At 36.5% G+C, this 20,671-nt stretch carries 21 protein-coding genes; 6 read left to right on the plus strand and 15 right to left on the minus strand.

Features of this window, described 5'->3' with window-relative positions:
• Positions 1–115: 115 nt before the first annotated feature.
• The 3 genes from BMX40_RS05620 to BMX40_RS05630 all read right to left on the minus strand — a co-directional run bounded on the left by BMX40_RS05620 (position 116) and on the right by BMX40_RS05630 (position 3,089).
• Positions 116–868 (minus strand): PepSY domain-containing protein, encoded by a 753-nt coding sequence (locus BMX40_RS05620; RefSeq protein WP_090867718.1) that lies wholly within the window; start codon positions 866–868, stop codon positions 116–118.
• Between the two features lie 200 nt (positions 869–1,068).
• The gene (locus BMX40_RS05625; RefSeq protein ID WP_090867720.1) at positions 1,069–2,403 is read right to left on the minus strand and encodes a sensor histidine kinase; all 1,335 of its coding nucleotides are present in this window, start codon (positions 2,401–2,403) and stop codon (positions 1,069–1,071) included.
• Positions 2,400–3,089 (minus strand): response regulator transcription factor, encoded by a 690-nt coding sequence (locus BMX40_RS05630; RefSeq protein ID WP_090867722.1) that lies wholly within the window; start codon positions 3,087–3,089, stop codon positions 2,400–2,402. Before BMX40_RS05630 ends, BMX40_RS05625 begins: the two co-directional genes overlap by 4 nt.
• 154 nt (positions 3,090–3,243) lie before the next feature.
• Here BMX40_RS05630 and BMX40_RS05635 point away from each other — a divergent pair, with 154 nt between their 5' ends.
• Positions 3,244–3,897: a VOC family protein gene (locus tag BMX40_RS05635; RefSeq protein ID WP_090867725.1), complete on the plus strand. Its 654-nt coding sequence runs from the start codon at positions 3,244–3,246 to the stop codon at positions 3,895–3,897.
• Positions 3,898–3,941: 44 nt separating this feature from the next.
• Here BMX40_RS05635 and BMX40_RS05640 read toward each other — a convergent pair whose 3' ends face one another.
• Positions 3,942–4,262 carry a thioredoxin family protein gene (locus BMX40_RS05640; protein WP_090867727.1) on the minus strand — a complete coding sequence of 107 codons (321 nt, stop codon included), beginning with the start codon at positions 4,260–4,262 and terminating at the stop codon, positions 3,942–3,944.
• Between the two features lie 69 nt (positions 4,263–4,331).
• Positions 4,332–5,147: a DUF368 domain-containing protein gene (locus BMX40_RS05645; RefSeq protein WP_090867729.1), complete on the minus strand. Its 816-nt coding sequence runs from the start codon at positions 5,145–5,147 to the stop codon at positions 4,332–4,334.
• 159 nt (positions 5,148–5,306) lie between these two features.
• Here BMX40_RS05645 and BMX40_RS05650 point away from each other — a divergent pair, with 159 nt between their 5' ends.
• Both BMX40_RS05650 and BMX40_RS05655 read left to right on the plus strand, forming a co-directional pair.
• Positions 5,307–5,636 carry a PadR family transcriptional regulator gene (locus tag BMX40_RS05650; RefSeq protein ID WP_090867732.1) on the plus strand — a complete coding sequence of 110 codons (330 nt, stop codon included), beginning with the start codon at positions 5,307–5,309 and terminating at the stop codon, positions 5,634–5,636.
• Position 5,637: 1 nt separating this feature from the next.
• On the plus strand, positions 5,638–6,324 hold the full coding sequence (locus BMX40_RS05655) for a DUF1129 family protein (RefSeq protein ID WP_090867733.1): 687 nt from the start codon (positions 5,638–5,640) through the stop codon (positions 6,322–6,324).
• 29 nt (positions 6,325–6,353) lie between these two features.
• Here BMX40_RS05655 and BMX40_RS20630 read toward each other — a convergent pair whose 3' ends face one another.
• The 3 genes from BMX40_RS20630 to BMX40_RS05665 form a co-directional block, all read right to left on the minus strand.
• On the minus strand, positions 6,354–6,584 hold the full coding sequence (locus BMX40_RS20630; protein ID WP_244513377.1) for a hypothetical protein: 231 nt from the start codon (positions 6,582–6,584) through the stop codon (positions 6,354–6,356).
• The gene (locus BMX40_RS05660) at positions 6,557–7,522 is read right to left on the minus strand and encodes a CapA family protein (RefSeq protein ID WP_244513378.1); all 966 of its coding nucleotides are present in this window, start codon (positions 7,520–7,522) and stop codon (positions 6,557–6,559) included. Before BMX40_RS05660 ends, BMX40_RS20630 begins: the two co-directional genes overlap by 28 nt.
• Before the next feature lie 721 nt (positions 7,523–8,243).
• A complete protein-coding gene (locus BMX40_RS05665; RefSeq protein ID WP_090867735.1) occupies positions 8,244–9,395 on the minus strand; it encodes a thiolase family protein in 1,152 nt (383 codons plus the stop codon).
• Between the two features lie 163 nt (positions 9,396–9,558).
• Between BMX40_RS05665 and BMX40_RS05670 the strand changes: the two genes are divergently transcribed.
• Both BMX40_RS05670 and BMX40_RS05675 read left to right on the plus strand, forming a co-directional pair.
• A complete protein-coding gene (locus BMX40_RS05670; protein WP_090867737.1) occupies positions 9,559–9,972 on the plus strand; it encodes a DUF4064 domain-containing protein in 414 nt (137 codons plus the stop codon).
• 104 nt (positions 9,973–10,076) lie between these two features.
• A complete protein-coding gene (locus BMX40_RS05675) occupies positions 10,077–10,262 on the plus strand; it encodes a hypothetical protein (protein WP_090867739.1) in 186 nt (61 codons plus the stop codon).
• 45 nt (positions 10,263–10,307) lie between these two features.
• Here BMX40_RS05675 and BMX40_RS05680 read toward each other — a convergent pair whose 3' ends face one another.
• The 7 genes from BMX40_RS05680 to BMX40_RS05710 form a co-directional block, all read right to left on the minus strand.
• Positions 10,308–10,574 (minus strand): DUF1232 domain-containing protein, encoded by a 267-nt coding sequence (locus BMX40_RS05680; protein WP_090867741.1) that lies wholly within the window; start codon positions 10,572–10,574, stop codon positions 10,308–10,310.
• Positions 10,575–10,602: 28 nt separating this feature from the next.
• Positions 10,603–11,307, minus strand: coding sequence for a trehalose operon repressor (treR, locus tag BMX40_RS05685; RefSeq protein ID WP_090867743.1), 705 nt, complete (start codon positions 11,305–11,307; stop codon positions 10,603–10,605).
• A gap of 12 nt (positions 11,308–11,319) precedes the next feature.
• Positions 11,320–12,978 carry an alpha,alpha-phosphotrehalase gene (gene treC, locus BMX40_RS05690; protein ID WP_090867745.1) on the minus strand — a complete coding sequence of 553 codons (1,659 nt, stop codon included), beginning with the start codon at positions 12,976–12,978 and terminating at the stop codon, positions 11,320–11,322.
• 29 nt (positions 12,979–13,007) lie between these two features.
• Complete coding sequence (gene treP, locus BMX40_RS05695) at positions 13,008–14,933, minus strand: PTS system trehalose-specific EIIBC component (protein ID WP_090867747.1); 1,926 nt, start codon at positions 14,931–14,933, stop codon at positions 13,008–13,010.
• A 190-nt stretch (positions 14,934–15,123) separates the two neighbouring features.
• Complete coding sequence (gene typA, locus BMX40_RS05700) at positions 15,124–16,956, minus strand: translational GTPase TypA (RefSeq protein WP_090867749.1); 1,833 nt, start codon at positions 16,954–16,956, stop codon at positions 15,124–15,126.
• Between the two features lie 70 nt (positions 16,957–17,026).
• Complete coding sequence (locus tag BMX40_RS05705) at positions 17,027–18,367, minus strand: sensor histidine kinase (RefSeq protein WP_090867751.1); 1,341 nt, start codon at positions 18,365–18,367, stop codon at positions 17,027–17,029.
• A 5-nt stretch (positions 18,368–18,372) separates the two neighbouring features.
• Positions 18,373–19,056 carry a response regulator transcription factor gene (locus BMX40_RS05710; RefSeq protein WP_090867752.1) on the minus strand — a complete coding sequence of 228 codons (684 nt, stop codon included), beginning with the start codon at positions 19,054–19,056 and terminating at the stop codon, positions 18,373–18,375.
• Positions 19,057–19,348: 292 nt separating this feature from the next.
• Here BMX40_RS05710 and BMX40_RS05715 point away from each other — a divergent pair, with 292 nt between their 5' ends.
• Complete coding sequence (locus BMX40_RS05715; protein ID WP_090867754.1) at positions 19,349–20,623, plus strand: S1C family serine protease; 1,275 nt, start codon at positions 19,349–19,351, stop codon at positions 20,621–20,623.
• Positions 20,624–20,671: the final 48 nt, after the last annotated feature.

Genomic DNA, 20,671 nt, shown 5'->3' on the forward strand with positions numbered 1-20,671 from the left:
GCCGTGCCCGCGGAAAGCGACTGCCCGGATCGGAAATCACGTCGGTGATGCTGAAATAAACTCAACCTAAAGTTATGACGCATTATATACGTTATGCGCAATTGGTATTGTTCCATTAATCATCGTCGTCATGGTCGATGGATATAACAAGAATTTCACCGGTATACGCATCAATCTCAAAGTCCGCTTCACCGGTTAAGGTTTCAATTTCAATTTCATAAAGCAAACGACCATCATCTTCATCTAGTTCAACTTCTGTAACTGTACCAGGGAATTCTCCTAAAGCAATGCTTTTTGCAGTTTCAATATCTATTTTCGCTTTGTTAGTAGTTTCCGCTTTACTTTCTTTACTTTTTTTCGTTTCGTGAGAATTGTTTTCCTTTTCATTTTGGGTTACCTGATTTTGGTCTGTAGACGAATCGTCATCCTCGGATTCATTAGTCTCTGGGTCAGCATTACTTTTTGTATTGTTATTGTTTCCATCCTCACTGTTTTCCGCTTCGGACATATTCCCGGAATTTTCATCATCTGAACTTACATTCCCTTCAACTTCTGCTTCAAATTCCTTCTCCCCTTTTGCCATAAACACCTTCTCTTCTAATTTCAGCACTTCACCACTATTGCCATCAAACTTGATCTCGTACTTTTTATCATTGTTTTCCACTTCCACTTCATATACGGCCTTGTTTTGATCCTTTTCTAATTCAATTTCTGTAATCGTTCCAGGGTATTGAGCCTTTACCATTAGACGAATATCCTCATGAGTCAAAGACGGGTCAGCATTAGCAGCGTTGGAATGAAAGATTCCAAATCCTAATACAATAACTAGCGTTAAAGCACCAACTAAGATTAATAACTTTTTCTTCACCTTTTTTCCTCCTTGTTTTAATGTCACTTACATTCTATCCTCGAGAAATGAAAGAATAATGTGAGTAAGATTAGAATTTCATTAGAATAGAATAAAGCAATCTTTAATCATTGGAGGCTTTCTTCCATCCCCACCTATACTTCCTGATTACTTGCACTTCCCCAAGTGGGGCTTCCTCTTCCTTTTACATTCAGAAAAACTTAGGAAAGTGGTAGCATAAAGGTAAACGTTGACCCTTCTCCTAACTTACTTTCAACCTTCAGCTCTCCATTATGAGCATTTATTATTACTTTAGCAATTGCCAAACCCAGTCCAGTGCCTCCTGTATTCCTGCTTCTGGCTTTGTCCACACGATAAAACCTCTCAAAAATTAGCGATTGGTCACTTTCTAAAATACCATTACCATAATCCATTATTGATACGGCTACTTTATTTCGATCGCAATGTACTTTAAGGTGTACTTCTTGCTCGCTATATTTTAAAGCATTATCTAATACTATATAAATAACTTGTTGAAGTTGGGCCTCATTTCCGACCACATGTAATTCTTGCTCAGAATTTTCTAGTGTTATCCTTCTGTCATAAACTTTTTTAAAAGCTTCAACTGTTTCTTTACATAGGTCGATTATATTAACACGCTCTTCGCGAGGTACTTCTTTGTTTTTTGCTAGTACCAACATTTGCTCCACTAGCTTATGCATACGGTCTGCTTCAGAGTTAATGGCTTCAACAGATTCCTTTATAATTTCAGGATTTTCTTGTCCACGTTTATCCACAAGTTGAGCATAACTTTTAATAATTGAAATAGGTGTCTTAAGTTCATGAGAAGCATCGGAAACAAATATTTCTTGTTTCTCATAACTTTCTCTAAGCTGTTCAATCATGTCATTATATGCTTTTTCTAACTCATATATCTCATCTTTTGAACGATCTCTTACGTTGAGTTTCTCCCAATTTGTATGTTTCGTGTTTGCATTCATCGTATATATTAGTTCTTTAATTGGTTTTAATAAAAAGCGACTTAATACATTACCCGCAATAATCGTTGGAACTAAAATTATAAGGGAAGCAATTCCGAGCACATACAATAGTACTTGCATGTTCTCGGAGTGCGTTTTTAGTTGTTTATAAATCTGTAGTGTTACAATTCGCCCATCACTCCAAATAATTGGTCTAGAAATGGTAGCATACAAAGCTCCCCCATAGGAGATCGTTGAATGTGTTTCTTTCGCTAAAAATTCTCCGGGGAGATTAAAGTAATCCTTATCTTTTGAATGGACAAACATATCTCCTTCTTTTGGAATGATACGAATCATTCCATCGGTTGGCAGGTAAGCTTTTAGTAACTCATTACCATCTATATCGGGGTTAGCATTTAAGGACTCAACAATTGATGTCGTTTGCGTCTCTAACTCTTCTAACTCACTTTCTATTGAAAGTTTATTAAACAAATAGTAAATGGAGCTATTTATTATTACTATTAATACAAGCATAAATAAGCTGGAAAACAACTGTATCTTAGTGTGTAACCTCATTTTCCCTTATCCTTTATTGTGTACCCAACTCCACGTACCGTTTGAATATATGCTTTATCAAAGCCCTTATCTACTTTTTGCCGTAGATAGCGGACATAGACATCCACAACATTTGTTTCCCCACTATAATCATAGCCCCATACAACTTCGATTAACCTGTCCCTCGTTAGAACAATGTTTTTATTCCTTAGTAGGCAAACTAATAAATCGTATTCACGAGGGGTTAAGTCAATTGATTTGTTTCCTCTTCTGACTTCACGCGTGTTCAAATCTAGGTAGAGATCTCCTATGGAGAGGTGATCTTCGTTATTATTTTGGGAAGGCTTACGTAGGTGTACACGAATACGGGCAAGTAATTCCTCCAGCTGAAATGGTTTTGTGACATAATCATTTGCACCTAAATCTAGTCCACTTACTTTATCATGAACTTGATCCCTCGCTGTTAATAGGATGATTGGTGTTATGTCGTCTTTCTTCCTAACACGTCGCAATAACTCCAAGCCACTTAACTTCGGTAACATGATATCCAATAACACCAAATCCCATTGCCTTTCTTGTATTAACCGTAAAGCCTCCACTCCATCTGGAGCAACTTTTGTTTGATAACTTTCATATTGCAGTTCCAATTCTAATACTCTACTTAATTTGGTTTCATCCTCGACAATTAATATTGAAGGTTGTTCCATGCCTTTCCCTCCCCCCTTATCTACCCTTGTAATATAACAAATTTTCTGTAAAATGTAATTAAAATTAAATACATAATCAAACATTTTGCAAATATGATGTCAAAAAGTAGATAATAGTATATATCAATCGGTGAACCATGAAAGGAGTGAAATAATGCTAGCACTAGATCACATCGTTCTTGCAGGAGAAAACATTGAAGAGTCTAGTACAAAATATGGTCGCAAATTTGCAATCAAAGCCATTAAAGGCGGAGAACATGAAGAGTGGGGAACGTATAACTATTTGGCGTATTTTTCCAATGAAAGTTATATTGAGTGGCTAGGTATCCAAGATTATGAAAAAGCAAATACGAGCAATAACCCACTTATTCAACATTTAGTACACAATTTAGATAAGCAAATCGTCGGTCCATTTCAATTTGCGTTACGAACCAATGAAATGGATCATTATATAGATCATTTTAATGCAAAAAATATTCCGTTTAAAGGTCCCTTTTTCGGTCAGAGGGAACGACCAGATGGTACGAACCTAACTTGGAGAATGTTATTTCCATCCTATGATTATACGAGAGAAATGCTACCTTTTTTAATTGAATGGGGTTCTAGCATAGGTTCTAAAGGGCCTAGTGTAGATAGCTTATCAAATCCACAGGCTATTATGAAGATCAATTACGGTGGCATAGATAGAGAAAAATTTGAACATATATATCAACTGAAGCCTAAGCGTTTACTAAAAAAACAATTTGCATTACAAAACTCAACGATTATTTTTAATGAAAAGAATAACTTTACGTTTGATTTAGTCTAAAGAAAAACACTCTCCGATCGGAGAGTGTTTTTTTTAACAAAGCTTTATCCAAGTTGTTGATGCAGAAATTCCGTAACAGACTCAGGTGTTTTGGTATAGGCACTGTGTTGATGAGCTTTTTTCTCTCCGTTTTGGAAGATTAAAATACTAGGAATCCCCATCACTTCATACTTTTGAGCAATCCCCTCAATTTCATCACTATTCACTTCATACCATTTATAATTATTAAACTCCTCTAGAATCCCATCTATAAACATATCCATACGCTTACAATCTGGACACCAATCGGCAAAGAATTTTACAATTACAGGTTCATTGCTTGCGATTACTTCATTAAATTGTTCCTCTGTTTGTATATGTTCCATTACGATTACTCCCTTCACTAGGTTTATGCCTATTGTAACGATTTTAAAACTGTTTGTCTTATAGTATGCTTATTCTTTGTATTCCACTCTGCCCAGAATATATGCTACCAGGAGACCAACTGCAAACGTAACAACACTTAAAGTCCCTAATCCCACACTTTCTGGCCAGCCTGGAAACACGACAAGGATAGAACCAATTACAAGTCCTATAATAACTGCAAACGTTCCTGTGTGAAAGTAAGTTAAAAAATAATTGATAATCTTACTCATAGAAACAATACCAATAACGATTCCAACACCTACTACAGCAATAATATCAAATTGTAAATTACTAATTGCTCCAATAATCGTATAGTAAACACCGATAACCATTAATATAAAGGATCCACTAATTCCCGGTAATATCATCGCGGCACTTGCAATAAACCCAGAGAAAAACAGCAGAATATATGTCGAAATAGAAATTGTCTCAATAACTGTTTCATCCGCTTCTTGCAAGAAAACCATGGAACTAACTAGCAAAGCCCCCAATAAAACCAATCCTATGTGTTGGAGCTTAAATTTAGTTTTTGCATCCGCTTGATGAAACAGGTTAGGAAGAATACCAATAATTAATCCTAAAAAGAAAAATTGAGTTGGTCCTGGATAATAATCAAATAACCATTCAATCAACTTGGCTAATGAAAATACGGCTATAATTACTCCTAATCCTAAGGGAATTAAAAATCCTAAATGTTTTCTCCATTCTTTACTCATTAAGCCGTTTATAGCAGCAATGAGACGATCGTATATCCCTAGTAATACAGCTATTGTTCCACCACTAACACCAGGAATAACATCGCTTGCCCCCATCATCATACCACGGTAGATATTTTTCCATTCCATGCATCCTGTCTCCTTTGTCCCAATCACTAATACTTTATATATTATCAAAAAACACTTGCATTTTATAGAAAAAGTTTTATAATAAACGTAAGCTATTTTGCATTGCAAGGTAGTTGTTTCTTTACGCAAGTATATTGTATAACAAGGTAGGTTATTTATGTGTCATTGCGAAGTCAATTACTGAAGGGGACTTTAGAAGGTTGTATTTTAAGTCTCATTAATCAACAACCAACATATGGATATGAGCTGTCTCTACGTCTACAGGAACATGGATTAACGGACGTAAGCGAGGGATCTATTTATCCCATCTTACTCCGCTTACAAAAAGAAAAACTGGTGGTTGGTACGCTTAAAAAGTCTCCTTCTGGACCGAAACGAAAATATTATCAGTTAACGGATGCTGGAACAAAAGCCTTAAATGAGTTTATTCAACAATGGAATTCGATTAAACCACCAGTAGACAGGATTATTGAAAAAGGAGAAATGTAGTTTGGAACCTAAAGAGATTATTGAATGGAATAATAAGAAACGTGAAGAATTAACAGAACACAATCAGAAAATATATGAAGAAATGCTAATATACATTCGGGCTGGATCCAACAAATCCGAACAACAAACCGAAGAAGTACTTCTCGAATTATTAGAGCATTTGCTCGACGCACAAAAAGAAGGGAAATCAGCAGAAGAAATATTTGGAAGTGATTTCAAGGCATATTGTGATGACATTATTAAAGAAATCCCTGGAGAAAAGAAAAAGAAGAAATTAGGCTTCGGAATTTATATTGCCCTAAAATATTTAGCTATAATTAGCGGGGTTACTGGGGTTTTAGGCTTTGCTTTATCAAACTTCTTTGAAATAGGATCAGGTGAATTTACCTTTACACCTCTATCAGGGACTCTTATAATTGCCCTTTACCTAGCTTTGTTATTTCTATTTATCAAAATCGCACTAAAGTGGATACAAATGACGTCATTTTCCAAGAAAAAGAAATGGATAGAATTTGTACAGCTATGGCTGTTTTGTTCACTTTATTTTGGTCTTTTTTATCTCATTCCAAAATTAATTCCATCCATCGGACCAAAAATATCAGTACCTGTTATAGGCTTGGGAGTTCTCGGCGTAGTTATTTATATCATAACAATTCCAATCGGTAGAAAATACGGCTATACCAACTAGACAAGGTGCTCATCTAATGAGCACCTTGTCTAGTACTTTTCCAAAAACTCTAATTCTGGTAACCACCTTGACATATGATCCTTGATTTCTTGATAGTGTTTTGTTGCATTGGCTAAATCTTCTTCCGTTAATTGATGCATCGGAATTACTTCGAAGTCTCTATTGTTATTATATTTTACATAGGTGGGTACAAATTGTGGTGTATGTACGTCAATAACTTTCTCCCCTTGCTTTACAGTCTTTGAAACAGAGAAAGACAAAACGCCCCTATTCGACGATAAAATTCATCTTGGCCAGATAAAAAATTACCTAATGAATAAGCCACAAGTGTTTCATTCCCATTTTCTCCGGTGACCCTTTCCAATGGCTGCAATACATGTGGATGATGCCCTAAGACAACATGGACTCCTTGGTCAGCTGCAAACTGTACAAGATCCTTCTGTTCTTGACTCGGCATTCGTTCGTATTCATTTCCAAAATGAAGACTTAGTACCACAACATCTGCTTTATCCTTTGCTTCCGCTATCTCCATCGCAATTAATTCACGGTCAATTATATTTACTAAATAATCTTTCCCAACTGGAACTGGGATTCCATTGGTTCCATATGTATAGGATAAAAATGCTACAGATATACCTTCATCCGTTTCCATGACTCGTATGTTTTCGCGGTCCTTTTCATCTTTGTAGGCACCAGTATACATCATATCAATTTGTTCCCAGTGTTCAATAGCCCGCTGAATCGCTTCTTCTCCACGATCTAATGTATGGTTATTAGCCAAGGAAACTACATTTACTCCAGCCCACTTTAATGCATCCCCTACTTCAGTAGGACTATTAAATTGAGGATAGGATGACAAACCTAATTTTTCGCCTCCAATCATTGTTTCTTGATTGGCAATTGAAATTGTTGAATGATTCAAATACGGCTTTACCCGCTTCAGCATTGGTGTAAAATCATATCCACCTTCCACTTTAGCATCATTGTATACCGGTCGATGAATTAACAAATCTCCAATTGCTGAAATAGTTATCTCTTGCTTGAAATTCAATGCTTGTTTGCTATCACTAATTTCAAGCTTTTTTAGGGAATGATTTATCCCCTCGCGTTGTTGCTCTGAATTGCTTCCGTTGGTCCATGTGCAAGCTGCTAGTAAGATACTCATGCACAAAAATATTACTAATTTACCCCATTTCATAAATAGCCGCTCCTTTAATTCTCTTGTCTTTATCATACCACATCAATCGACAATTATTTTAGCGGGATTAGCTATTCGATTTTCTATTTGGTTAATAGTTATTTATATTCATTTTATTATCAAGAAACTAATCATATAGAAATCAACTTATTTCTTAGCAAGCAAACTTTCCCCCAATACTTTTTATTGCATATATAATATTGAACGGTAGATGTATTATGCGAAATAACTAAAAAATTGGCATTCAAATATTAAGTTGATAGGCAAAATTAAACCGTCAATGAGAAAATAGCAAGATCCATCTATCCATTATTGCGGCCAAATAGTAGAAGACCGCTCCTCATCAATTATGAAGTGGAACCTCATTCCGCTAAATGGCTGATATCATTCATTTGGAAAATGGTTTTGGTTCCTCATTCCTTTATTCACCTATATTTAGTATAATTTACACTGAATTATGGCTAATAGAGGAACGAGGATCCTCATACACCTAGTTTGGGAGGTATTTTGTGATTTAGCGGAACCACGATCCTCGTCAATGACGAAGTGGAACCTCATTCCTTTAAATAATGGCTCAGGCAATCCGCGGAAAGCAAAGTATTCTGTCGTAGCGTTTTTTATACCGTTAATAAGCGAAAAATTAGTAATAACCAACATAAAGTTATGACACATTATATCCATTATCCGCATATTTCTAAATAAAACAGCGCCATATTTTCACTTAACGAATGCGCTCAATAATGGTTGCGTTAGCCATTCCCATTCCTTCACAAATGGCTAATAATCCATAGCGGCCTTCTATTCGATCTAATTCATGAAGTAATGTGGTCATAAGCTTCGTCCCTGTTGCTCCTAGGGGATGACCAAGTGCAATCGCACCACCGTTAACATTTAATTTTTCTGGATCCGCTTCGATATCTCGGAGCCATGCTAAAGGGACTGATGCAAAGGCCTCATTCACCTCATAACGGTCCATATCCTCAATTGTTAAGTTTGCTTTTTCTAATACCTTTTTCGTTGCTTCAATTGGTCCTGTAAGCATTAAGGTGGGATCTGATCCAACGACAGCTCGCGCTATTATTCTAGCTTTCGGTTTAAGTCCTAATTCATCTGCTTTCGCCTTAGACATTAAGAGAACGGCACTTGCTCCATCACTCATTTGACTTGAATTTCCAGCAGTAATCTTTCCACCTTCCTGAAAGACTGCCTTCAACCCTTGTAACGCCTCCATCGAAGTCTCCTCTCGTGGTCCCTCATCTATTTTAGCGAGGTAATATTCCCCTTTTTGACCTTCCACAGAAACAGGAACAATTTCTTTTTCAAAATGACCTTGTTTCATAGCTGCTAATGCCTTTTTATGACTATGTAATGAATAAGTATCTAATTCATCTCTTGTGAACTCCCACTTTTCTGCAATTTTTTCTGCAGAGATGCCCTGATTCACAATATCATATTTTTCCGTAAGCTTCGGACTAGGCTTCGTGTTCCCCATATTTGAAAACATTGGGGAACGTGTCATACTTTCTACACCTCCTGCTATCACAGTTTCCATATCGCCTGATGCTATTGCTTGTGCTGCAAAATGGATAGCTTGTTGACTAGATCCGCATTGTCGGTCAATGGTGACTCCAGGGACGTACGTTGGAAATCCAGCAATAAGAGCGGCCGTCCTTGCAATATTCCCCCCTTGTTCATTCACTTGTGTTACACAACCTAAAATAACATCTTCTACTAATTCTTTACTTATACCTGAACGATCCACAATTTCACGCAAAACAACAGCAGCTAATTCATCTGCTCGGTATTGTGAAAAATAACCTTTCCTTCTCCCAACCGCCGTACGACACCCTTCTACAATTACAACTTCACGCACAGTTTCCACCCCATTTTTAGAAAATTCATTTTCTTTATTATAACGCTTTAAAAAAATATATTAAAGGATCAAAAAATGTTACTATTTTAGTAGGGGGATTCATCGTTATACAATAATGAATTCATTCTCAATAGAATATATACAAATTAGGAGGTGTATTCTAATGAAAAGAACTGGTGAGATTATTTTAGGGATTATCGGTGCTCTGTTTTATGGAATCCTAGCCTTTATTGGTGGTGCAGCGATGTGGTTACGCAACAATCCAGATCTTGTACAGCAAGCTCTAGACGAAAGCCCAGAAGACTTAGGCATTTCAGCAAACGAACTTATTGATACAATGGGAACAGGAGGTACTTTCCTTCTTGTATCATCCATTATAGCCATTGTTTTAGGTATCGTTGCTATGGTACTCCTAAAAGGAAATAAAAATCCAAAAGTTGCAGGAATTATCTTTATAGCAACTTCAATTATTTTTGCAATCATCACATTCGGCGGTGGTATCTTTGCCGGAATACTTTATCTGATCGCTGGAATTATGTGTCTGGTCCGTAAACCGAAGACGATTATAGAGGAATAGATTTTCTTTATATCCTTTCTTATTTCTACTTACTATCAATCATAAGCCTTTTGTGATATAACTAAAGTGGAATTTGCAGACAACAACCTACGAGGTGTTCATAAATGAAAAGATATTTGACGGCAATTTTCCTATTGTTAGGTGCGATTATCCTAATAATTGGATTGCCAATTGATTTACAGTGGACCGGAGCAGTAACCTGGTTATTGACGTTAATCTGTCTAATTTTCGCAGCGTATTTCACAAAATATATACCAGACAAAGATAACGAGAAAAACTCTAGGAAATAGTTTATTCCTAGAGTTTTTTTGTTTTGTCTTTTCAATCTGTCTCTATTAAAAATCATATTTATCCTTTAGCCACTGAGGTGCCATTTTCACCATTAGTTGTAGGAGAAATAGAGCAATCGTAAGATCATCAACGATTCCAAGGCCAAGGATAAAGTCTGGGATGACATCAAAAGGAATGATAATATAACCGATAATCAATAAAATAAATAACATCTTCTTCAAGAGATTTACATCTCTAGCTAAGAAGAAATCTTTTAAAAAAGGAATTGATTTGCGAAATTTAAATAAAAATCCGAGCCGTTTAAAAAACATATAAATACCCCCAAGAAAAATGTATTACTTATATTCTTCTTGCAAAATCGATAAAACGGAACTTATCCGGACGATGTCTAGACTCGGTGTATTGAAATAAACTAGTATCATCTAAATACACATGGCTTTTAATTACTACAATATTGGAGAAGCCTTCTAGGCTTAACAATTCGTAGTCTTCTTTGGTAGGCTCTTCCACCACAATTTCCTTTTGTGCAAATCCTATCGTTAATCCTAGTTCTTCTTCAATGTATTGATAAATGGAATCCTCACATATTTCTTTTGTTGGGAATGGTACATGCATTTCACTGAAATAATCCTTATCTAAGATGATTTTTTCACCATCAATTTCTCGGATGCGAACAGCCCTCCACACGTTTCCCTCAATATTAACTAGTTCTTGTAAGGCACTTGGGGTTTCCATGTAACTTAACTCTTGAACAATGGTGTTGCTTGTTATATTTAATTGCTTTGTTAACTCTTTGTAACTTACAATTCCTGATACTGGAAAAGAGAACTTGTGCGCATCAAGGACAATAGATCCCTTTCCCCTTACCTTTTGTATATAACCATTTTGTGATAATAAGTTTAATGCTTTACGAATGGTTTCTCGTGATGTTTCATATCGATTGGTTAAATCGTTCTCCGATGGAAGCAACGTATTAACAGGCCAAATACCTGCTTTTATTTTGTCAACCAAGTCATCATAAATGGTTAAATATTTCTTCTGCATGTTTTTACCTCGTTATTTCACATAATACACAACGGATTCATATGGCCTTAACACCATATCAGCTAGTTCAATTGGAGAATCATCGTAATTCGATAATAAAAGCTTGTTTTTGCCTTCCTTATTATGTGCAAACCGAAACGATGCTTCCTTCTCATAAAAATTATTGATTACTACTAATTTTTCGTTTTTCCAATTTCGTGTATATGCGAAGATTTGAGGATCCTCTCCCAATAGCAATTGGTAGTCCCCATACGTAATAATATCATACTTTTTCCTCAGCTCGATAAGCTTTTGATAGTGATTGAAAATAGAATCCGGTTCTTTCGTTACCTTTTCTACATTTATATCTACATAATTAGGAGCTGGTTCAATCCATGGTGTTCCATTTGTAAAACCTGCATTTTCGTAATCTGACCATTGCATGGGAGTACGCGCATTATCACGAGATTTTTGCTGAAGGATACCAATAATTTCTTGATCTGATTTTCCGTGCTGTTTCAATTTATTGTACGCATTTAGTGATTCTACATCACGATATTGTTCTATGGAAGTGAAATTTGGATTTGTCATACCAATTTCTTCCCCCTGATATATATAAGGGGTTCCTTGCATCATGTGAATGGTTGTCGCAAGCATTTTAGCAGATTCTTTATGATATGTTGCATCATCCCCAAACCTTGAAACAACACGTGGCTGATCATGGTTACACCAGAACAACGCATTCCAACCGCCACCCTCATGCATTCCAACCTGCCATTCTGATAAGATTTTTTTCAATTCAACAAAATCAAATGGGGCTTTCGTCCATTTGTCCCCATTCGGATAGTCGACTTTTAAATGATGAAATTGGAAAGTCATATCCAATTCTTTTCGTTCTGGATTTGTATAACGTACGCAGTTTTCCAATGTAGTTGAAGACATTTCCCCTACAGTCATCATATTATATGGTTCAAATGCAGCTTGATTAATCTCATGTAAATACTCATGCACTCGTGGACCATCCGTGTAAAACTTTCTTCCGTCTCCACTATCATCATTTGGAAAACGTTGATCTTTCGATATTAAATTAATAACATCAAGGCGGAAACCATCAATGCCTTTCTCTGCCCAAAACCGAATCATCTCAACTACTTTTTCCCGTACTTCTTTATTCTCCCAGTTAAGATCTGCTTGGGTAACATCAAACAAATGAAGATAATACTGTCCTGTCTTTTTATCATATTCCCATGCAGGACCACCGAATTTTGATTCCCAGTTAGTCGGTTCCGCACCGTCAACGGAGTCTTTCCAAATGTAAAAGTCACGGTATTCATTCGTTTTTGATGAAGAGGCTTGTTTAAACCATTCATGTTCCGTCGACGTGTGATTAATCACTAAATCCATAATTAATTTCATGCCTCGTTTATGTGTTTCATCGAGTAGCTCTTGAAAGTCTTCCATTGTTCCATAAGTAGGCTCAATCGAATAATAATCACTTATATCATAGCCATTATCCTTTTGAGGGGATTTATAAACAGGTGTCAACCAAATGACGTCGACACCTAATTCATTTAAATAATCTAACTTCTCAATAATTCCTTGAATATCCCCTACACCGTTTCCTGTTGTATCATTAAAGCTCTTTGGATAAATTTGGTAAATTGTTGCTTTCTTCCACCAGGCTTCACGCATTACACTCACTCCTACTATCACAAATTTGTCTATTTTAATTTTCGCTGTGCAATTACATATGTTGTTATAAATGGTACGACAATTACGATGGCCATACCAATTAAAAATGAAATCCAATCAGAAGCAACAATAGATAATGGAGCTGGTATACCACCTACACCAATTGAATTTGCTTTCACACCTTGCAATGTAATAAATGCACCTGCTATAGCCGTACCAATAATGGCAGCAATAAATGGATAGCGATAACGTAGGTTAACTCCAAACATAGCCGGTTCTGTAATACCTAGCCAAGCTGATATACCTGAAGTTCCAGCTAAGCCTTTTAAATTTTCATCTCTAGCTGCAAGCATCATAGCAAAAACAGCAGAACCTTGCGCAATATTAGAAAGGGCTAAAATCGGCCATAGGAATGTCGTTCCAGTACTACCGATTAATTGCAAATCAACTGCTAAGAATGTGTGATGCATTCCAGTTATTACCAACGGTCCATAAAGTGCTCCGTAGATAAATCCACCAATAATTGGCGCTGCATCAAATAGAGATACTAGCCCTTCTGTTATCCAATTTCCTATTGTAAATGTAATAGGACCAATAACAATAAAGGCTAGAAATCCTGTAACTAATAATGCCACCGGGGCAACAACCAATAACTGTAGTGAATCCATAACACGTTTGCGAAGAAAAATTTCAATCTTAGCCAACACCCATGCTGCAACTAACACAGGTAATACTTGTCCTTGATAACCTACCTTTTGCACGTCAAAACCAAAAAGATTCCATGTAGGAATTTCACCTTCTGATAGAGCAGACCCGTAGCCCCACGCGTTCATCAAATCAGGATGAACTAAGATTAACCCAAGTACAACACCTAATAATTCATGCCCTCCAAAACGTTTTGCAGCAGACCAACCAATTAATGCTGGTAAGAATGTAAAGGCTGTGTTTGCAATAATATTGATCATATCAGCAATTCCAGCCCATTGAGGATATGTTTCAATTAATGCAGGAGCTTCTCTGCCAAATATACCTGGATTAGCTAAAATGTTATTAATCCCCATTAGCAAACCAGCTGTAACAATTGCTGGTAATATAGGAATAAAGATATCAGCTAAAACTTTAATCCCTCTTTGTAAGGCATTTTGCTTTTGCCCACCTGCAGCTTTCACTTCTTCCTTGGTGGCTTCCGATACTCCTGTACTATTTATCATTGCTTTGTATACTTTATCAACGGTTCCTTGTCCAATAACGACTTGAAATTGACCACTAGAAGAGAAAGATCCTTTTACAATATTCATTTTCTCCAAAGCTGCTTCATCAACTTTATCTTCATCCTCTAATGCAAACCGAAGTCTTGTAACACAGTGTGTAGCAGCATTTATATTTTCTTCGCCACCAACAGCGGCTACAATGGCAGTTGCTTCTTCACTATATTCTAACCCACTTGTTTGCGTTTTCACTTTTGCGCTATTTTTTGACTCAGATTCCTCTTTTTCCTTTGTTCCAAGAAGTACGGAGTCCAGCGCGGTCACATTTTTTTCAGCTGTTTTTTCCAGCTCATCAAACTTATCCCCATTTGTAACAATCACTGGGGTAATGTGACTTTTAGCTTTATTTTTTATATATTCTAGATCGAATGTAACGAGAAGATCTCCAGCTTTTACTTTATCCCCTTGTTTCGCATGGGTTTCAAAGCCTTCTCCCTTTAGTGCAACGGTATCAATTCCAATATGAATTAATAGCTCTAGACCAGATTCACTAACTAATCCAATTGCATGCTTCGTAGGAAAAACCTGTACTACCTCTCCATCAAACGGGGCAACAATTTTCCCTTCAGTAGGTTCAATTGCAATTCCATCTCCCATCATTTTCTCGGCAAATGTTGGATCCGGCACATCACTTAGTGGCATCGTATTACCACTCAACGGCGCATAAATTAACATGTCGTTCTTCATTATGAAACGCCTCCTTTTTATTCTTCAGTCAACTTGTATATACATGTTAACCGATTAAGTATAACCTGTATATACAAGTTTGCACAACTATTTTAGTCTTTCAGTTACGAATTATCTTTCCCTGATTGCAAGCAGACATAACAAAAAAAGCTAAGAGTTATTGATCCTAACTCTTAGCTTTTTCTCTATTTTATGAACCTAATTTTGTACGTTTAGCCGCTTTTTCACGTTCATTTTTATTTAATATTTTTTTCCGTAATCGAATGGATTCAGGTGTTACTTCACAATATTCATCATCGTTTAAATACTGTAACGCTTCTTCTAAAGACATATTTCTTGTTTTTCTAATAGTTGAGGTTTGATCTTTTGTCGCAGAGCGAACATTGGTTAAATGCTTCTCTTTCGTTATATTAACCGTTAGATCATTTTCTCGATTATGTTCCCCTACAATCATACCAGAATACACCTCTGTTGTTGGGTCAACAAAGATAATCCCACGATCTTCTAACTGCATAATTCCATAAGTTGAAGCTTTTCCATTTTCAAGGGCTACTAGTACACCCTGGCGACGTCCACCTACTTGACCTTTAATAACTGGCTCATACGCTTCAAACGTATGGTTGATGATCCCATATCCCCTAGTTTGGGACATAAACTCTGTAGAATAACCAATCAAACCACGAGATGGGACTTTAAATTCCAAACGTACCTGTCCATTTCCTTGGTTTACCATATCTAACATTTCACCTTTACGCTCTCCAAGGGATTCCATAATAGCCCCAGTATATTCTTCTGGAACGTCTACTTGAACACGTTCAACAGGCTCACATTGAACACCATCAATTTCTTTGATGATTACTTGTGGTTTGGATAATTGTAGTTCGTATCCTTCCCTACGCATATTCTCAATTAAGATGGAAAGGTGCAGTTCTCCACGTCCAGATACGGTCCATGCATCTGGTGAGTCTGTTGGGTCTACACGCAAGCTAACATCTGTTTCTAACTGTTTCATTAGGCGTTCTTCGATTTTACGAGCTGTGATATATTTACCTTCTTTACCTGCAAATGGACTATTGTTTACTAAAAACGTCATTTGTAGCGTAGGCTCGTCTATACGTAAGATCGGCAATGCCTCTGGATGATCTTGTGGGCAAATTGTTTCCCCAACATTTATATCATCTAATCCGGAAATTGCTACGATATCACCTGATACAGCTTCCTCAATTTCCATACGTTTTAGGCCAAAGAAACCAAACAACTTACTAATACGGAAAGATTTTTGAGTACCATCTTTTTTCATGACAACTACTTGTTGTCCTACCTTAATTTTCCCACGAACAACACGACCAATACCTACTCGACCAACATAATCATTGTAATCTAATAGAGTGATTTGGAATTGGAGTGGTTCCTCGCTCGTATCTACTGGAGCAGGGATATGTTTAAGGATCGTTTTAAAAACTGGATCCATTGTCTCTTCTTGCTGTTCAGGCTCTTCACCTGAAGTTCCATTTAATGCAGATGCATAAACAACAGGGAAATCCAATTGGTCATCATCGGCACCAAGTTCGATAAATAAATCTAATACCTCATCAACCACCTCAGTAGGTCTCGCATTCGGACGGTCGATTTTATTTAGGATTACAATTGGGGTCAACTTCTGTTCCAATGCTTTTTTCAACACAAAACGAGTTTGTGGCATTGTTCCTTCGTACGCATCAACTACTAATGCTACACCGTCAACCATTTTCATGATCCGCTCTACTTCTCCACCAAAATCGGCATGCCCTGGAGTGTCTAGTATGTTGATTCTCGTATCATTATAATTAATAGCCGTATTTTTAGCTAAAATTGTTATTCCACGTTCACGTTCGATATCGTCCGAGTCCATGGCACGATCGTCCACCTGTTCATTCTCACGAAACGTTCCCGAATATTTTAACATTTGGTCAACTAACGTTGTTTTTCCATGGTCTACATGGGCGATTATTGCGATATTACGAATATCTTCTCTTAATTGCATAAAAGTACGCTCCTCTATCTTCACGAATGCTTCAAACTATATAATTATATCATAAACATTATTCCCTGTCTTATTTATTTCCATTTTGTGCGTTTAACTGAATCGTAAACTTCGCTCCTCCAAGCTCGGATTTACCCACAAAAATCTTGCCTCCTGATTGCTCGATAATCGCTCGAGCAATGGCTAATCCCAAGCCTGTTTCTCCATTCTTACCTTTAACAAAACGGTGAAAAATATGCGGCATTAATTCTTCAGAAATACCTTCCCCATCGTCCTCGATAACAATTTGTTTCATAGCATTTGAACCAGTAATTCGAACCTGTGATGTAGCGTGACGAACAGCATTAATACTTAGATTTAACAATGCTCGTAACATTTTCTCTTCATCTACAACGAGTTCCATTCTACTGTCAACATTATAGGTCATTTGCAATTCTTTTTCGTTAACTAACGGTCGGACCCTATCTGCAACTTGAGTGATTAATGCTTTCGCATCTACTATATCCGGATTATATACCGATTGCTCACTTTCCAGTTTCGCTAGTAAAATCATCTCATTAATTATTTTCTTCAATCGATTTACTTCATTGACCATTACCTCTAACCCTTTTTCTTCGTCTGCTTTATCAAAAATATGCTCCTTTATTCCTTCTGCATACCCTTGAATCGTCATTAGAGGGGTTTTTAATTCATGACTCGCATTTTGGAAAAATGTTTGCTGGGTATTAATATACCGTTGTAATTCGTTAGCCATATCATAAACACTTTGTGCGACTTCCTTAATTTCACCTGTTGCCTTAATAGGCTCTACTTCATCAAATTTCCTTTTTTCTATTTTTTTCAATTGCCTCTTCAATCGAGAAAGTGGGGTTACCAGTTTATTTGTTAAAACATAACTGAGTAATACCGTTACGACGGAACCGATTAAAAATACAATCAACATACGCTGAATAAAATTATGCTGAACAACTTGAATATCTCTTAACGGAGTTAAAAGGATGAGTTCTAATCCTAGGTTTTCTGGATAAAAGAGAATTCGTGAAGTAACAAATTTATCATTTCCAAACTCCCACAGTTCTTCATTTGTATTAGAAAAATCATTATTCAGGAAAAAACCATGTACAACTTGATCAGACATCGTCGAAAATAAGACGGCATTTTGTTTCCGGTCATAAAGGAACAGTTGTAAATCTTGTTCTTGTAAGAAGTCATTAAATTGCTGGATATCTGATCTAGTACCATACGTTTCATTTAAGACATTAACCAGAATTTCTCCTTTTTGTTCCAACTGCCTTTGTTCATCTTGTATTAATAAATCCAAAATTAAGGAATAGATTACAAAACCTGTAACCCCCATAATGATTAATAACAAAGCTGTAAAGGCTATATTTAACTGATATTGAAGTTTCATATAAACTAGTCCTTATCAAATCGCAATCGATAACCATATCCCCAAACGGTTTCAAGTGGCATATCGGCGATTTTTTTTCGAATTCGTTTTACAAGATCATCTACAGCTCGATCACTTCCGTAATAATCTTCTCCCCACACTTTTATTAGTAATTCCTCTCTGGAAAATGCCCGGTTCACATTTTCTGCAAATAGTAGGATCATATCGAATTCTTTTGTTGTAACTTCCTGTTCTTGCCCATCCCAAAATAAACGGCGGTCATTCTTATATATAACTAGTGGACCAACACTTACATTTACTTGTTTTGTTTTATCCAACTCTACGGGAATTGTCCGTTTAAATAAGCGTTTCACACGTGCTACAAGCTCTCTTGGACTAAATGGCTTTGTTAGATAATCATCACCGCCTAACTCAAGTCCAAGTATCTTATCAATTTCCTCATCCTTCGCAGAAATAATTATAATAGGTACATCACTTTCATTTCTCACCTTTTTGCAAAACTCATATCCATCCATTCCTGGTAGCATAATATCCAATATCCACATATCCGGGGGATTATCTTTCCACAGCTCTATACCTGCTTCTGCTGTATCCAAGATGGAGACACGAAATCCCTCTTTTTTTAAAAAGGCGGATACAATGTTTTGGATATTTGGATCATCTTCAACAATACCGATATGTTGGCTCATGGCAGCCACCTCCCTTTATGCATCCATTGTTTCCTCTATTTTTACACAAATATTCAAACATGAACAATAAATAGCTGTGTTTTTATTTTATAAGTTGTATGAAGACCAGACCTTTAGAGCCTATTAAGACAAAACTCTCACCTTATTCTTTCAGAATATGGTCTTTTCGATATAAATACTAGCTTTTCTCTCTAGATTACACATTTATTCCACAAAATTTCCAAAGAGATCACAATATCAATGGATATACTATAATTACAATAAATTAATACTTTAGAAAGGGTGAAACACTATGGAACATAATAGCAATAATTTTTCAAATGAAAATCAAATAAATGAAGATAAAGAAAAGACGGAAGATCTGGGATTAACTAAAGCATCTCCCCAATCTAATGATTCAAACAAGAGTAAGTCTAAATTAAGTGGACTTCTCTCAGGTATCTTTGGTGGGATTATATCAGCTGTAATTGTTACCCTTTTATTTACGAATAATATTATTCCAATTCAAAACGAAGAAACTGGTACAGCAGAAGCTCAAGCTACCGAAGATCAAAATAATGCAGAATTTGTCACAACCATGTCAGTTGATAATGACGAAATATCAGCCTCTAATTTAGAAGAAGTATCGGAAGCTGTTGTTGGCGTATTAAATCTTAGGAGACAAAGTATCTGGACAACTAGCGAAGAAGCTGGAGCCGGTTCAGGAATCATTTATAAAAAAGAGAATGGAAAAGCTTATATCGTTACCAACCATCATGTTGTAGATGGTGCCGAAGAAGTGGAAATTGTTTTAAACAATGAAGAAAGATTAGATGCAAAAGTATTAGGGTCAGACGAACTATCGGACTTAGCAATTCTTCAAGTAGACGGTAGTAAGATAAATAGAGTGGCTAATTTAGGAGCATCCTCAGACGTTAAAGTGGGAGAAACGGTTCTAGCTATTGGAAATCCATTAGGTATGGAGTTTGCTAACTCGCTAACAAAAGGAATTATCAGTGGCTTAGATCGCTCGGTTAGCGTTGATACAAATGGAGACGGTGTTGCAGATTGGATTACAGAAGTAATTCAAACAGATGCGGCAATCAACCCTGGAAATAGTGGAGGAGCTCTCGTCGATACAGATGGAAATGTAATTGGAATTAATTCCATGAAGGTAGCTCGAAGCGAGGTAGAAGGAATCGGATTTGCAATACCTATTGATTCTGCATTACCGATCATGGAACAGTTAGAAACTGACGGCGAAGTTTCTAGACCGTTTATCGGAATAAGCACAGCGCCAATTAACCAAGTTCCACCACAATATCAAAATAATGTAGCCGTACCTGATGATGTGGAAGGTGGTATGGTAATCGCCGACGTAGAAGCTGGTTCACCTGCAGATGAAGCAGGATTACAGCAATTTGATGTGATTACCAAAATTAACGGTGAGAACGTAACATCCATCCTCGAGTTAAGAAAATATATGTATTCCGAAACAAAAGTTGGTGACTCTGTTACATTAGAAATTTATCGTAATGGAGATAAACAAGAGATTGAATTAAACTTATCAAAACGAAACTCCATTTAAGAAGGGGGAAATCCCCCTTCTTTTTTATATGTTTTTACCCAAGGCTAT

This window comes from Oceanobacillus limi (assembly GCF_900111445.1).
Taxonomy (GTDB): Bacteria; Bacillota; Bacilli; order Bacillales; family Amphibacillaceae; genus Ornithinibacillus; species Ornithinibacillus limi.